Below are 13,096 nucleotides of genomic sequence, written 5' to 3' on the forward strand. Positions count from 1 at the left end.
CATGACCACGCAGCAGATCCCGGCGCAGGGTGCCGAGCAGGAACAGCGCGTCGTCGAACTCTCCATCTCGGGGATGACGTGCGCGTCATGCGTAGGGCGCGTGGAGCGAAAACTCGGCAAACTCGACGGCGTCCAGGCGAGCGTCAACCTGCCGCTGGAAACCGCCGTCGTGCGGGTTCCCGCGTCCATCAGTGACCAGGACCTGATCGATACCGTCGTCGCCACCGGTTACGGGGCGCACGTCGTCAAGCCTGAGCACGACGTCGAGGGCGGTCACGACCACGACCACACGCCGTCCCTCCTCGGCGCCCGCCTGACCCTCGCCGCCGTCCTCTCCGTGCCGGTTCTGCTGATCTCGATGGTGCCCGCCCTGCAGTTCACGAACTGGGGCTGGGTGGTCTTCGGATTGTCCCTGCCCGTGGTGACGTGGTCGGCCTGGCCGTTCCACCGGGCCGCGGCCATCAACGCCCGCCACCTGTCCTCCACCATGGACACGCTCGTCTCGATCGGCGTCACGGCGGCCTTCCTCTTCTCGGCGTGGCAGCTCTTCGCGGACCCCACTCTGACGCAGCACGGGGGGATGGCCGGCATGGACATGAGCGAGTACTCCCTGTACTTCGAGGTGGCCGCCGTCGTCGTGACCTTCCTGCTGCTCGGGCGCTTCCTCGAAGCCTCCGCCAAGCAACGCGCAGGCAATGCCCTGAAGTCACTGCTGACCCTCGGCGCGAAGGAGGCGCACGTGCTGCGCACCGTCGACGGCGAGCGCACCGAAGTGACGCTGCCCGCCCAGGCGTTGATTCCCGGAGACGAATTCGTGGTTCGTCCGGGCGAGAAGATCGCGACCGACGGCGTCGTCATCGAGGGCCACAGCGCGCTCGACACCGCGCTCCTGACGGGTGAGAGCATCCCCGTCGAGGTGACCCCGGGCGATGCCGTCACGGGCGCCACCATCAACACGTCCGGCAGGCTCGTGGTCCGGGCGACACGCGTAGGGTCCGACACCGTACTCTCCCAGATGGGCCGGCTGGTCAGCCAGGCGCAGAGCGGCAAGGCGCGGATCGCGCGGCTCGCGGACCGCATCAGCGCGGTCTTCGTCCCCGTCGTCCTCGTCATCGCGATCGTCACGTTTGTCCTCTGGCTCCTGCTGACCGGCGACCTCGACGCTGCCTTCACCGCCTCGGTGACGGTCCTGGTCATCGCCTGCCCCTGTGCCCTCGGGCTCGCTACGCCGACGGCGCTCCTGACCGGTACCGGTCGCGGAGCGCAGCTCGGCATCCTCATCCGCGGGCCCCAGGTCCTCGAGGACACCCGGACCGTGGACACCATCGTCCTCGACAAGACCGGCACCATCACCACCGGCACCATGGCCGTCGACGACGTCGTCTCCCTCCACGGCGCGTCCGGTGCCGAACTGCTGCGCCTCGCGGGGGCTGTCGAGGCCCAGAGTGAGCATCCGATCGCGCACGCCATCGCGCGGCACGCTGCCGACGCCGGCCGACTGCCCGCAGCACGGGACTTCTCGAGCGCCCCCGGAGGTGGAGTGCGCGGTACCGTCGACGGTGTCACGGTCACCGCCGGGCGGACCGGCTGGCTCGAGCGGAACGGCATCCGCCCGAACGACGCCGACATGGCGGCCTTCGGCGCCGTCGAGGATGCGGGCACGACGGCGGTGTGGGTTGCGATCGATGATGCCGTGGCCGGCTTCGTCACGCTGTCGGACTCCATCAAGGACGGTTCGGCAGCGGCGATCGAGCGGCTCCGCCGTCTTGGCCTCCGCCCCGTCCTGCTGACCGGTGACAATCGCGCCGTCGCCCTGCAGGTCGCGGCGACCGTCGGAATCGATGCTGCAGACGTGCATGCCGGCGTGACGCCGGCGGGCAAGGTCGACGTCGTGCGTAGCCTCCAGGCTGCGGGCGCCACCGTCGCCATGGCGGGCGACGGCGTGAACGACGCCGCGGCCCTGGCGCAGGCGGACCTCGGCATCGCCATGGGCTCCGGGACCGATGTTGCCATCGAGGCCGCCGATCTCACGGTGATGGGCAACAGCCTCGAGCAGGTGGCCCAGGCCATCGAGCTTTCCCGGCGGACGCTGAGCACCATCAAGGGGAACCTGTTCTGGGCGTTCTTCTACAACGCCGTCGGCATCCCCGTCGCCGCGTTCGGCCTGCTCAATCCGATGCTCGCCGGAGCCGCCATGGCTGCGAGCTCGGTGCTCGTCGTCGCCAACTCCCTACGGCTTCGCGGCTTCGGCAGGTAGTCCATCCAGGTCGCAACGGAACCGCGCTCGATGGCTACGGCGCAACGGCCCGCGCTATCTCCTCCGCGGACAGCCTGCGCTCGCCAACGTAGTACAGCACGGCGCTGTCGGGCAGTTCGGTGTCCCAGCCGGGATTGATCACGGCCCCTTCGTGTTGCACGGCGAGCACCGTCGTGGTGAAGCTCCGTCCCATGGCCTCCTGGACCTGCCCGAACCTGACCTGCGGGAGCGTCCGCGGCAGTCGCGTGCTGTAGGTGTTCCGGCCGCCGTGGCTCATGAGGTCGGCGTACACGACAGCGATGCCGGGATCCTGCAGTTCCTCGGTGGCAAGGCGAGGCGAGTGCCACTGTACGCAGCGGACGTCGGCGGCGATGTAGGAGAAGTTGACGGCCCGGCTCATATCGCGCAGCGTGACGACAGTGTGCGCCTCGGGATTCACATGCTTGACCGCTACGGTGACGGCGAGTGCTTCGTTGTCGTCCCGGGCATCGATGAGCACGCGCGCAGCGCGATGAACTCCGGCACGGCGCAGCACGCCCTCTTCGGCGAGGTCTCCCCGAACGAAGCCGAGGTCGGGCTGCTCCGGCATCGGATTCTCCTGGATGTCGTCCCAGGCGCACAGCGCAAGGGCATGGGCTTCGTCGGCGACGATCTCGTGGATCAGCCGTTCGGTGCGTCCGGGCGTGTAACCCACGATCACGAGGTGGTTCGCCATATCCAGATCCATCGTGCCCTTCATGCGTTGTCCTTTCGCATTCTCGATAGCCGCTGCAATCCTGGTGAACAGGGTGGTTAACGTGACGATTCCGCCGACGATGACGTACACCCCGACGAGGCGACCGCCCACCGTGGTTGGGAAGAAATCGCCGTAGCCGACCGTGGCGGCAGTCACGAGGAACCACCACCAGTAATTCGCCGCCGACGTGATGGTGTTGCTGGACGGCTCGGCCCACACCATCAGGGGCCAACTGGTGAGGAACACCGCAACGATGATGACAGTCGGCATCACCCAGATGCGTGAGCGCCCGAGGCCCCGGATCAGGCGGATCAAGACGAATGGCACGCCGCGTTCCCTTCTCTCCCTGTCAGTACCGTTCGACCCTATCCTCCGACGTCGATCCCGTGTTCACGCGGTCCCGACGGCGCTGATGTCCTTCATCGCCGCCTCCTTTCCGCCGAACAGCCGACAGCCACCCCCTCCGTTGTGGAGTGGGTGGCTGTCCGTGCTGCTGGTCCCGGCCCTAGGGGACGGGTGTTATCCGCCGTGCTGGTGCAGGCGGAGCGGACCGATGGTCACGGTGCCCCACCCGTGCCGCGGTTCTTGTCCGCTCCGTCGGTGGGTAGGAGGGTCTCTGCGGTGCTCGGAGAGAGCACGTCGTCCTCGCTCGTCGTGTACACCTCGGGTGCGGCATCATCGACCGGCGTCAGCGTCACGTCGGCGTCCAGGTCCGCTGCTTCCTCGTCCTTCTTCTTGCTGGCCGCGACTCCGACAGCCGCGGCAGCAGCGGCAAGACCGACACCGGCAGCAACCTTGCCCGAGATTCCTGCCTTGCCGCTGTCACCGCGCGAAGCGGCGGCGGCCTCGACCCCTGGCTCGCCGGTGCCGATGCCGGTTCCGACCGAGCCCCGCCACGCTCCTGTGGCATAGCCCTCATCCTCGATGAATGCCTTGAACCGCTTCAGGTCACCCTCGGCCTGGTTCTCGACGACGTTGAGCTTGTCGCCGATCTTCTCGACCAGGCCCTCGGGCTCGTACTCGAGGACGAGATGCACCTGGGTCTGCCCGCCTCCGACGTCCTCGAAGGAGACCGAGCCGGCGTTCGTTGCGCCTTCTGTCGCGGCCCACGACACCTTGGTGTCGGGTACCTGCTCGAGAATTACGGCGTCCCACTGCCGGCGGACGCCGCCGATTTCGACAACCCAGTTCAGGCGCTCGTCATCGAGTTGGGTCACGGATGTGACACCGCCCATGAAGTGGGGGAATTCCTCGAACTGGGTCCACTGGTTGTAGGCGATGCTGATCGGGACGTTGACAAGGATGCTCTTCTCGAACTTCGTGCTCATGGCGTCTCCTCCGGGTTGGAACAAGCTACGGCTAGGAATGCAAACAGTTACTGAAGCAGTTCATCAGCATGCTTAGCATAGCGTGGGTCGCGCCTCGGATGGCAGGGCCGCGCGCGGATCCGTTCCCCTCAGGGCCGCAGCAGCGGCTCCACCGTGTGGGGCTGGTCGAGCGCCGCGTCGTCGTCGGGCGCGGACCGTAGCTCGTCCAGCCGCACGCACACGACGCCGGCCACGATCAGGAGCCCACCGAGAAGTTGAATCGCGCCGGGCAGTTCACCGAGGATGAGCCAGGCCGCGAGGACCGCGAACATCACCTCGGTCAGGGCCACGAAACTCGCCACCTTGGACCCGAGGCGCTGTGCAGCGAGAATACCGGTCACATACGCGGCCACCGTGGCGACGAGAACGAGGACCGCCACGGGCACGATCCAGCTGTAGGTCTGCCCGGCCAGCTCCACGTCCGAGAAGACGAAGCGGAACGGCATCACGTTCGTCAGTCCGAGGACCAGGATGGTGATCGAGGCGACGACCATCCCACCACCCGCCATGACGATCGGCGGCAGCGACTCGTCCACCCTCGCCGACATCAGGAAGAACACGACGAGGCAGACGGCGGCGGCCAGCCCGAAGAGGACTCCGACGGGATCGAGCCGGGCATCGCCGGTGAGGTCCAGGACGAGCAGGAGCCCGAGGATCGCCGTGACCGAGCCGATGATCGTCAGTGCGTGCGGCGCATGCCGCGAGCGCAGCCAGAGGAACCCCACGAGCAGCACGGGCGCCAGGTACTCGAGCAGCAGCGACACCCCGACGGACATCCGCTGCACGGCGTTGAAGTAGAACAGCTGGCACAGGGCGATCGCCGTCGTTCCATAGATCGCGACAGTGAGGGCATTGCCGTGCATCGTGGACCAGCGCCCGCGCAGCGCCATCAGCACGGGGATGAGGAGCACGACGGCGGCGCCTCCGATGCGCAGTCCGACCGCGGCGCCGGGGCTCCAGCCGATCTCGAGGAGGGATTTGGCGAACGGACCCGAGACGCCGAAGGTCGCGGCGGAGACGAGGGCTATCCAGAGTCCGGCAGCGGGGCGTAGTGTCACGTCCCCTCCTTTCAGGTCGGTGGTTGGTGTCATGAGTGTCGAGTAAGTATGGTGATGACACTAAGCGAGTGCAAAGTCAGGAGTCAACATGTTGTTCACCTATGACACGGAAGTCGCACTCTCCTCAGCCGCCGCGCTCATCAACACGGCCAGGGAAGACGTCGATCCGCTGGACACCCTCGAGGGCCTGGACCAATTCCTCGAGGAGCAGCGCTTCTCGGGCTCCAGGACCCACACCACGGCGGAGTTGCAGTCCGTCCGGGCGCTACGTGCGGAGCTCGAGGTGATCTGGTTCGCGGAGGAGGACGACGCCGTCGGATCCGTCAACGCGATCCTCCGCAGGGCCAACGCACTTCCGCAACTCGTCCGCCACGACGAATGGGACTGGCATCTGCACGCCACCGCTCCGGAAGCCCCCCTCGAGGAGCGCATGGCTACGGAGGCTGCAATGGCCCTCGCCGATGTGATCCGCGGGCACGAGCTCGACCGACTGCATTCATGCGCGGCCGAGGACTGCGACGGGGTGGTGCTGGACCTCAGCCGCAACCGCTCCAAACGCTTCTGCGACACCGGCAACTGTGCGAACCGCACGCATGTCAGGGCATACCGGGCGAGGAAAGCATCGAGCGCGTGATCCGTCCGCTCCCGCCATCAGGGTTCGGCTCCCTCCCGCCCTGGAAAGAGGAACAGGGGCGACGACGGCGCATTCAGCCCGCGTAGTCCCTGGAGCTCGTAAAACACTCTCCTACCGCCCGGCGGCGTCCGGCTGTCCGTCCTCGCGACTGCGCTCCACAGGAGGAACGGCTTCGATCCCGTCACCGGGGAATCCGTCCTCGGAGAAGCCACCGTCCGCGAAGCCCGTACGGTCGACGAGCCCAGGGGAGGTGCTTCCGGGCACCGGCGTGTAGCTGCCGGCGTACGTCATCGGGCCCTGCATCCAGCCGGATGGCCGTCCCCCGGCTCCTGGTCCGCCGTCCTCGCCGCCGCTGCCGCTGCCGCTGCCGCTGCCCAGCAGGCTCCTCGTGAGGGCGGCGCTGTCCGACAAGAGCTCGTCGACGGCGGCGAGCAGATGCGTGTCGGCGACCGGCACTCCCAGCAGCGCTGCCGCGAGGACCGTCCTGCGCACCAGTTCACGGGTGAAGGACGCCGTCGTGCCTTCCATGCGGGCGGCCACCGCCCCTATGGTCCCCGCACTGAAGGGCAGCCCGCGGGCGTAGAGGCGCAGCAGGGCGGCACGCTCGTGCTCAGCTGGAAGCGGCACCTCGACGGCCAGGTCCACGCGCCCCGGGCGCTGCGCAAGCGCCCGCTCCAGCATGTCCACGCGGTTGGTGGTGAGGATGAACGTGACGTCGGCGTCGGGGTCGAGCCCGTCCATCGCGTCGAGCACCTCGAAGAGCAGCGGCTGCGGTCCGTGCCCGAAGCTGCGATCCTCGGCGATGAGGTCGCAGTCCTCGAGGACGACGATGGAGGGCTGCAGGGCGCGCGCCATCCTCGCGGCCTCGCCGACGTGCGCGAGCGTACCGCCGGTCAGGAGGATCGCCGTCGTACCCTCGCTCCCGCTGAGCAGGAATCGCACGGTGTGGGTCTTGCCCGTGCCGGGCGGGCCGTACAGGAGGATGCCCCGCTTGAGGTGCTGGCCGGCGGCGATGAGGGCCTCGCGATGGGCCGCTATGCCGAGGGCGTGCTCCGTAACCCTTTCGAGGAGTCCCTCGGGGAGGATCACGTCGTCGACGGTGAGCTCCGGCCGGTGGTGAAACGTGACGCCTGCCCCGCCCGCGCCGAAATCGCCGACGGTGAAGGAGAGGACCTGGCCCTTCAGCACGCTCTCGCTCTGCATGCGTCGCCGGAACTCGGCCAGCAGTGCTGCCGTCACGGCAGGATCGGTACACAGGACCTCGAGCGACGCCGCCTGCCGGCCGAAGCGCGGCTCGGCCTTGCGCTGCAGGAGGGCAATGGGCACGCCGTCGCGCTCGAAGAGACGCAGCCCGAGAGCCACGGTCTGGCGTTGCTCGTCCGGTCCCACCGGCAGGTTCCCGTAATCCGGCTGCGACAGCGGAAAGTTCGGGTACATCTGGGAGTGCTGGAGCATGTCGCTGAGCGACATGTGGTTGCGCTGGTCGCCGCCACCGATCCCTACGAGTCGGGCGTCCTCCCCCACGAGTGCTGCGAGAACGATGTCCGCGTCCACGAAGCGGTGGGCGCCCACCTCCTCCAGCACGACGGCGACCCCGCCCGCGTCCGTGCCGAGGTGCGCGGTGAGGGTGTCGAGGAGCTCCCGTCCGCGCATGGAGTGCGGCTGCGCTTCCTGCGCGAGCCGCACCATCGTACTGAAGTCCCTGATGAAGCCTGCTGTGGTATCCCCCATGTGGGGAGGCTAACAGCGCCGTCAAGGCAATGTGCCAGGGGGACCGTAATCCTAGGTGTCCTGCTTGGGCAGGCGCTCACCGTACCGGGGTTCGTCGTCGTCCTCCGGTGCGGCTGTGGGCTGGGTTGCGTCCGGTTTACGGTCCGGCTTGGCCGACGATCGGTTGATGCCTGAGCCCTCGCTGAGATGCCCTGCGTTCGGCGTCTCGGCCATCATGAGCATCGCGCAGATCACGAGGGAGGTGATGAAGGCGATCCCGGCCGCTGTGATGCCCAGATCGACCCGCAGGACCTTCGAGCCGCCACCGGTCGCGAAGATGGACGTCGCCGTCCCGGCCACGACGGCGAGCACGGCGGAGAAGACGAGCGGAGCCTTGATGCCGTGGCGGAACCGTCCCTGCGTGGGTTTTCCCGGCTGGCGCTTGGCCACGGGCACTCCTTCCGGTGATGCGAGATCTTCTACGAGGCGTAGAGGTTCTAGTTTACGGGCTCGGGCTCGCCCTCGGCACCGGAAGTGGCCGGTGCGCTCAGCGCTGAATCGTGCCGGTAGCTGAGTGCGGCGATTCCGAGCACAACCGCGGACAGGAGGGCCCCTCCCCCGGTCACTCCCAGCAGGGCGTGAGCCCCGAGCTGTTCGACGAACGGGAGGATGACGCCGGTGGCGGAACTCACCACTCCCACGACGACGAGGTCGCGGGCCGCAGCATGACCGCGGATCCCGAGGCCGCGCACCAGTTCGGCGATACCCGCGACGACGAGCGCTACGGCTCCAGCGAACGCGAAACTGCGTTCATCCGAAAAGGCCAAGCTCGCGATGCCCGCCCCGACGAGCAGCCCACCGCCGACGTCGGTGAGGAGCGGCCGCGCACCCCAGTGCGACATCCGGTGCGTCCACAGGTAGGCCGCGCCGGTGAGCAGGAAGTACAGCCCGCCCACCAGTGACATCACGAGGGTCGAGGGCTCACGCCAAAAGATCGTCACCAGCCCGAACACGGCGCTCACCACGGCGCGGGCGAGGAACGGCTTCCAGACCGTCGACTCGGCGGTGTCATGACCAGCGCCCGGGGCAGGCGGTGCAGCAGCCATCAAGGCCCTCTCTGGGGAGTGCGGTGGCCGGGCGATCTCCGGCCAGTCCAGTTTAGTCCTCCAGGCCTCGCCCCTGATTGCCGGGAACCGCCCCGACCTTCGAGGTGGGAATTATCAGCAGCGCGGTGCCGATCTGGTGAACGTCGGCTTCACTGTCTCAGCTACCGTGCCTTTGATTGCCGTTCGCCTTGAATCGGTACCCCATTCCCGCTTCGGTCAGCAGGTACCGGGGTGTGCTTGGGTCCGGCTCGAGTTTTTTTCGCAGCTGCCGGATGTACAGGCGGAGGTAGCCGGAGTCACGGACGTGCTCCAGCCCCCAAACCTCTGTCAGCAGGTTCTCCTGCGCTACAAGCCGCCCGGGGTTCAGCATCAACGTTTCGAGCAGGCACCACTCGGTGCGCGTGAGGTGGATGGAGGAGCCGTCGGTGGTCCTGACCACCGATTTGGCGACGAGGTCCACGCGCACGTCTCCGAAGCTCGCGCCTGCTTCTTCCTGTGCGGGCAGGCGCCGCCGGGTGAGGGCCCTCACCCGAGCGAGCAACTCGTCGGTGAGGAACGGTTTGGTTAGCAGCGATGACGGTACCCGGCAGCAGAATCCGCAGGAGAGCGCGAGTCAGATCCACCCAGAAGTTACCGAGCGTTGCGCGGCGACGGGCTGCTAGTCCCCGCACGAAAGCGATAGCCACGGCGAGCCCGACGGCGGCGGACACGAAGTTCTGCACAGCGAGGCCCGTCATCTGCACGGCGTAGCCCATGGTGGCCTCGGGCAAGTAGGACTGCCAGTTGGTGTTGGCCACGAACGAGACCGCCGTGTTGAAGGCCAGGCCCTCGGGCACCGCCGGCAGTCCGAGCGAATAGGGCAGCACGGCCTGCGTGCGCTGCAGCACGTACACGAGCAGCACGCCGACCACGGAGAAGCAGAGGACGCCGGTGAGGTAGGAGCGCCAAGGCTGGTGCGACGCCGGATCGACGCCGAGGACGCGGTAGAACCCCCGCTCCACGCGGAGGTCCTTTGTGCTGGTGAAGGTCCGGGCCATGTAATCGCCCAGCGGACGGTAGAGCAGGGCGAGTACGACGACGACGGTCAGCAGCGGCAGAAGCGCTGCGGCGAAAGTCATCAGAAATGCTCCGGGTGCACGAGGGCATAGACCAGGTAGCCCAGGGCAGCTATAGCGAGGACGACGGCGATCAGGTTGAAAACGATCACAGTCCCTCCTCCGCCCGGGCGATCAAAGCGACCACACTGAACAGGGCTGCAATACCCACGAGATAGACGACGTCAAGCACAAGGAACTCCATTGGACGGGATAGTGCACTTCGGTCCGCCGGCTTCCTGCCGAGCGGGTGCCCTGATCCTTACGCTTTCCTCACAGCGAAGCCCAACATCCCTACGCTTCCTTAATGCTCGAGCTCGGCACATGTGCATTCCGACGCCTCATAGGTCACCCGAGTTCCAAGGCGGTTGAAGCCCTACAACAGGGGGAACAGAATCTCGATGGTCAAACCGACGCCCTCGACTACCTACGCGCCGGTGACACCCTCGTCGTCACAAAACTGGACCGCCTCGGTCGGTCAGTGCGGAACCTCAAGGACGTAGTCGACGGACTCGAGAAGCAGGGCGTGACAAGCGCGAGCGATAGCCCCTGGAAGGGCGACGACACCGGCCTACCGACGGTCAGCCCGAACGCCGACCAGCAATCACCGGCCGCCTACATCGGCTCCGGCCCCGCTACGCAGGCTGATAGTAAGTCTGCTTGCAATCCCGGATCGGTCCTGCCTAGGGTGGACGAAAGGCGCTCAATCGCCTCGAGCACGGACTACTACAACCGCGTAGCAACGGTAAGCAACGGTAAGGAGAGATCATGATCAGCAATGACAACCTCGACCAGCTCACCAAGGGCAAGGGAACGGTCTACACGAACGACGGCGAGAAGCTCGGCTCCATCGGTGAGCTCTATGTCGACGACACCACAGGACAGCCCAGCTGGGTCACCGTGAACACCGGGCTCTTCGGCACCAAGGAAACCTTCGTGCCTCTTCAGGACGCCTCCATCGACGGCAATGACCTTCGTGTCCCGTATGACAAGTCCCTCGTCAAGGCAGCACCCTCGGTAGAGCGGGACGGACACCTCAGCCCGACCGAGGAAGAAGAGCTGTACCGCCACTACAGCGTCCATGGCACCGGCACCGGCACCACGAACACCGACACGACCAGCCAGGTCGACGCCGGCACGACTGGCACATCCAGTGGTAACCGTGAGGCTGTCGGTCACGACACATCGGGTCCGACCACGGACGAGGCAATGACGCGGTCGAAGGAAGAGCTCCGCGTCGGCACCGAAACCCAGGAGACTGGGCGGGCTCGGCTGCGCAAGCATGTCGTGACCGAGAACGTCAGCAAGACCGTTCCAGTGAGCCACGAGGAAGTCCGGGTGGAGCGCGAGCCGATCACGGACGCGAACCGCGGGAATGCCTATGACGGCCCGGCGATCAGCGAGGAAGAACACGAAGTGGTCCTCACTGCTGAGCGTCCCGTCGTCGACAAGGAAGCTGTCCCTGTCGAGCGTGTCCGGCTGGACAAGGAAACAGTCACCGAGCAGGAAACTGTCAACGAGCAGGTTCGCGAAGAGCGCATCGACACGGACGGACCCACCCGCTAGACACACAGCCTGAGGAGCGAACGCCTCAGAGTCAAGAGGACGGGGTGCTGCTACTGCGGCACTCCGTCCTCCGTCGTTAGGCCACACCTGGCAATAAACAAACTGACCCCAAATGACAGGCGGGAGGACATGACCACCGTATCGGTCGTGCACGGATCTTTGGCCTGTGAAGCGCCCGCGCGGTCTTACTGATCGCCGCTGTCCTCATCGGCGCAGCGCCCCTTTCAGGAGCGAACGCCAGAAGCAATCTCGCTGCCTCTGGCGTTCGCCGCCGGAGCCGGAGGTGCCCACGAGTGTGCTACTTCGCATCTGACGCCTGTGAACGCTAGGGCGCACGCTGTAAGCAGCCGCTCGAGGTCCTCCACACAATTTGACGCTCCACCCTTGTGGTCTTGGGCTGCGCAGTGAAGGCTAAAGCTAAGGCGGCTTTCCTTTGCCGCTCACTACTAGGAGGTCCTAATGTTCTTCCACGTCCAGCAACTGATCAACGAGATCATCCCCGACGAGCCGGATCCCGCCGCAGCCAACGCCCTGCAGGAAGGCCTGGGTGGTCAGTTCGGTGAGATGCGCACCATGATGCAGTACCTGTTCCAGGCCATGAACTTCCGTGGCGCGGCCGCCAAGCCCTACCGTGACCTGATTCAGGGCATCGGCACTGAGGAAATCAGCCACGTCGAGCTGATCGGCACCACTATCGCCCGACTCCTGGACGGCTCACCCCGCTATCAGGGCAAGCAGGAAGACCCCCTGGACACTCCCGGGGCCGGCGGGTCGATCCCCTTGAACCTTGCCCTGTCCCAGGGGAACATCCACCACTACCTCGTCGGCGCTCAGGGTGCCCTGCCCGTGGACTCGGCAGGCAACCCATGGAGCGGCAGCTATGTCTACAACTCCGGCAACCTGCCCCTGGACCTGCTGTACAACCTGATGCTCGAAGCGACCGGCCGGCTGCAGAAGTGCCGCATGTACGAGATGACCGACAACAAGACGGCACGGTCCACCATCTCGTACCTGATCGTCCGCGATCAGGCTCACGAGAACGGATACGCCAAAGCCCTGGAAACCCTGGGGGTGAACTGGAAGTCGCTGCTGCCGATCCCCAAGACGAACGCCGAGCAATTCCCCGAGGTCAAGAAACTCCTCGACCTCGGACTGCAGAGCAAGCAGTACACCTTCGACCTCAAGGGCCAGTCCGAGGCCGGGAGAATTTACCAGGGGCTATCGCCGTCGAAGGACGGTACCAACCTCGACGCCAGCGAGCAGGCTCCCGAGGGCGTGCCCTCCGTCATCGCCCCTGAGCGGTTGGAGGAGTTCGCCCCCGGTCTCGACCCGGAACTGCTGGAACTGATCCAGGCCACCGCTGACATGGAAATGGCAGACATCGACGCAATGTTCGGACCAACAACCACAAAGGCCGATAAGGCCCCCCAGGCCAACGCCACGACTGTCAGCAAGCCCGCCACGGCCGAGTTTAAGGATGCCGACGGACCGGACGTGCCGAACCTGGCAAAAGCCGATGAAGCCCCCAAGGCCAATGCCCCGGCAGATGACAAGGCCGACACGGCCGA

The 13,096-nt window shown here is 66.5% G+C and carries 12 protein-coding genes and 2 pseudogenes; 5 read left to right on the plus strand and 9 right to left on the minus strand.

All coding sequences use genetic code 11. The features are described from left to right. Nucleotide 1: 1 nt before the first annotated feature. Nucleotides 2-2,257, plus strand: coding sequence for a heavy metal translocating P-type ATPase (locus tag RCH21_RS16425; protein WP_326965288.1), 2,256 nt, complete (start codon nucleotides 2-4; stop codon nucleotides 2,255-2,257). A 34-nt stretch (nucleotides 2,258-2,291) separates the two neighbouring features. Here RCH21_RS16425 and RCH21_RS16430 read toward each other — a convergent pair whose 3' ends face one another. The 3 genes from RCH21_RS16430 to RCH21_RS16440 all read right to left on the minus strand — a co-directional run bounded on the left by RCH21_RS16430 (nucleotide 2,292) and on the right by RCH21_RS16440 (nucleotide 5,418). Beyond that, nucleotides 2,292-3,320 carry an ion channel gene (locus RCH21_RS16430; RefSeq protein WP_326965289.1) on the minus strand — a complete coding sequence of 343 codons (1,029 nt, stop codon included), beginning with the start codon at nucleotides 3,318-3,320 and terminating at the stop codon, nucleotides 2,292-2,294. A 230-nt stretch (nucleotides 3,321-3,550) separates the two neighbouring features. Then, nucleotides 3,551-4,321, minus strand: a complete 771-nt coding sequence (locus RCH21_RS16435) for an SRPBCC family protein (RefSeq protein WP_326965290.1) — start codon at nucleotides 4,319-4,321, stop codon at nucleotides 3,551-3,553. Nucleotides 4,322-4,449: 128 nt separating this feature from the next. Beyond that, nucleotides 4,450-5,418 carry an EamA family transporter gene (locus RCH21_RS16440; protein WP_326965291.1) on the minus strand — a complete coding sequence of 323 codons (969 nt, stop codon included), beginning with the start codon at nucleotides 5,416-5,418 and terminating at the stop codon, nucleotides 4,450-4,452. 88 nt (nucleotides 5,419-5,506) lie between these two features. Here RCH21_RS16440 and RCH21_RS16445 point away from each other — a divergent pair, with 88 nt between their 5' ends. Next, nucleotides 5,507-6,052, plus strand: coding sequence for a CGNR zinc finger domain-containing protein (locus tag RCH21_RS16445; RefSeq protein ID WP_326965292.1), 546 nt, complete (start codon nucleotides 5,507-5,509; stop codon nucleotides 6,050-6,052). 111 nt (nucleotides 6,053-6,163) lie between these two features. Here RCH21_RS16445 and RCH21_RS16450 read toward each other — a convergent pair whose 3' ends face one another. From RCH21_RS16450 to RCH21_RS16475, 6 genes and pseudogenes are all read right to left on the minus strand, one after another. Further along, nucleotides 6,164-7,783, minus strand: a complete 1,620-nt coding sequence (locus RCH21_RS16450) for an AAA family ATPase (protein ID WP_326965293.1) — start codon at nucleotides 7,781-7,783, stop codon at nucleotides 6,164-6,166. A gap of 51 nt (nucleotides 7,784-7,834) precedes the next feature. After that, the gene (locus RCH21_RS16455) at nucleotides 7,835-8,212 is read right to left on the minus strand and encodes a hypothetical protein (protein ID WP_326965294.1); all 378 of its coding nucleotides are present in this window, start codon (nucleotides 8,210-8,212) and stop codon (nucleotides 7,835-7,837) included. Nucleotides 8,213-8,259: 47 nt separating this feature from the next. Then, a complete protein-coding gene (locus RCH21_RS16460; RefSeq protein ID WP_326965295.1) occupies nucleotides 8,260-8,868 on the minus strand; it encodes a hypothetical protein in 609 nt (202 codons plus the stop codon). 157 nt (nucleotides 8,869-9,025) lie between these two features. Beyond that, nucleotides 9,026-9,238, minus strand: coding sequence for a winged helix-turn-helix domain-containing protein (locus RCH21_RS16465; protein WP_326965296.1), 213 nt, complete (start codon nucleotides 9,236-9,238; stop codon nucleotides 9,026-9,028). A gap of 196 nt (nucleotides 9,239-9,434) precedes the next feature. Beyond that, nucleotides 9,435-9,986: pseudogene (locus RCH21_RS16470) on the minus strand (potassium-transporting ATPase subunit KdpA); the annotation flags it as partial. Further along, nucleotides 9,986-10,075 carry a potassium-transporting ATPase subunit F gene (locus RCH21_RS16475; RefSeq protein WP_326965297.1) on the minus strand — a complete coding sequence of 30 codons (90 nt, stop codon included), beginning with the start codon at nucleotides 10,073-10,075 and terminating at the stop codon, nucleotides 9,986-9,988. The gene RCH21_RS16475 and the pseudogene RCH21_RS16470, both read right to left, overlap by 1 nt. A 194-nt stretch (nucleotides 10,076-10,269) precedes the next feature. Here RCH21_RS16475 and RCH21_RS16480 point away from each other — a divergent pair, with 194 nt between their 5' ends. The 3 genes and pseudogenes from RCH21_RS16480 to RCH21_RS16490 all read left to right on the plus strand — a co-directional run. Then, a complete protein-coding gene (locus tag RCH21_RS16480) occupies nucleotides 10,270-10,734 on the plus strand; it encodes a recombinase family protein (protein ID WP_326965298.1) in 465 nt (154 codons plus the stop codon). Further along, entirely contained in the window at nucleotides 10,731-11,528 is a 798-nt protein-coding gene (locus RCH21_RS16485) for a PRC and DUF2382 domain-containing protein (protein WP_326965299.1), read from the plus strand. The genes RCH21_RS16480 and RCH21_RS16485 overlap by 4 nt, the downstream gene beginning before the upstream one ends. Before the next feature lie 459 nt (nucleotides 11,529-11,987). Then, nucleotides 11,988-12,929: pseudogene (locus RCH21_RS16490) on the plus strand (manganese catalase family protein); the annotation flags it as partial. Nucleotides 12,930-13,096: the final 167 nt, after the last annotated feature.

Origin of the sequence: Arthrobacter sp. PL16 (genome assembly GCF_035985055.1) — a bacterium.
Taxonomy (GTDB): domain Bacteria; phylum Actinomycetota; class Actinomycetes; order Actinomycetales; family Micrococcaceae; genus Arthrobacter_D; species Arthrobacter_D cheniae.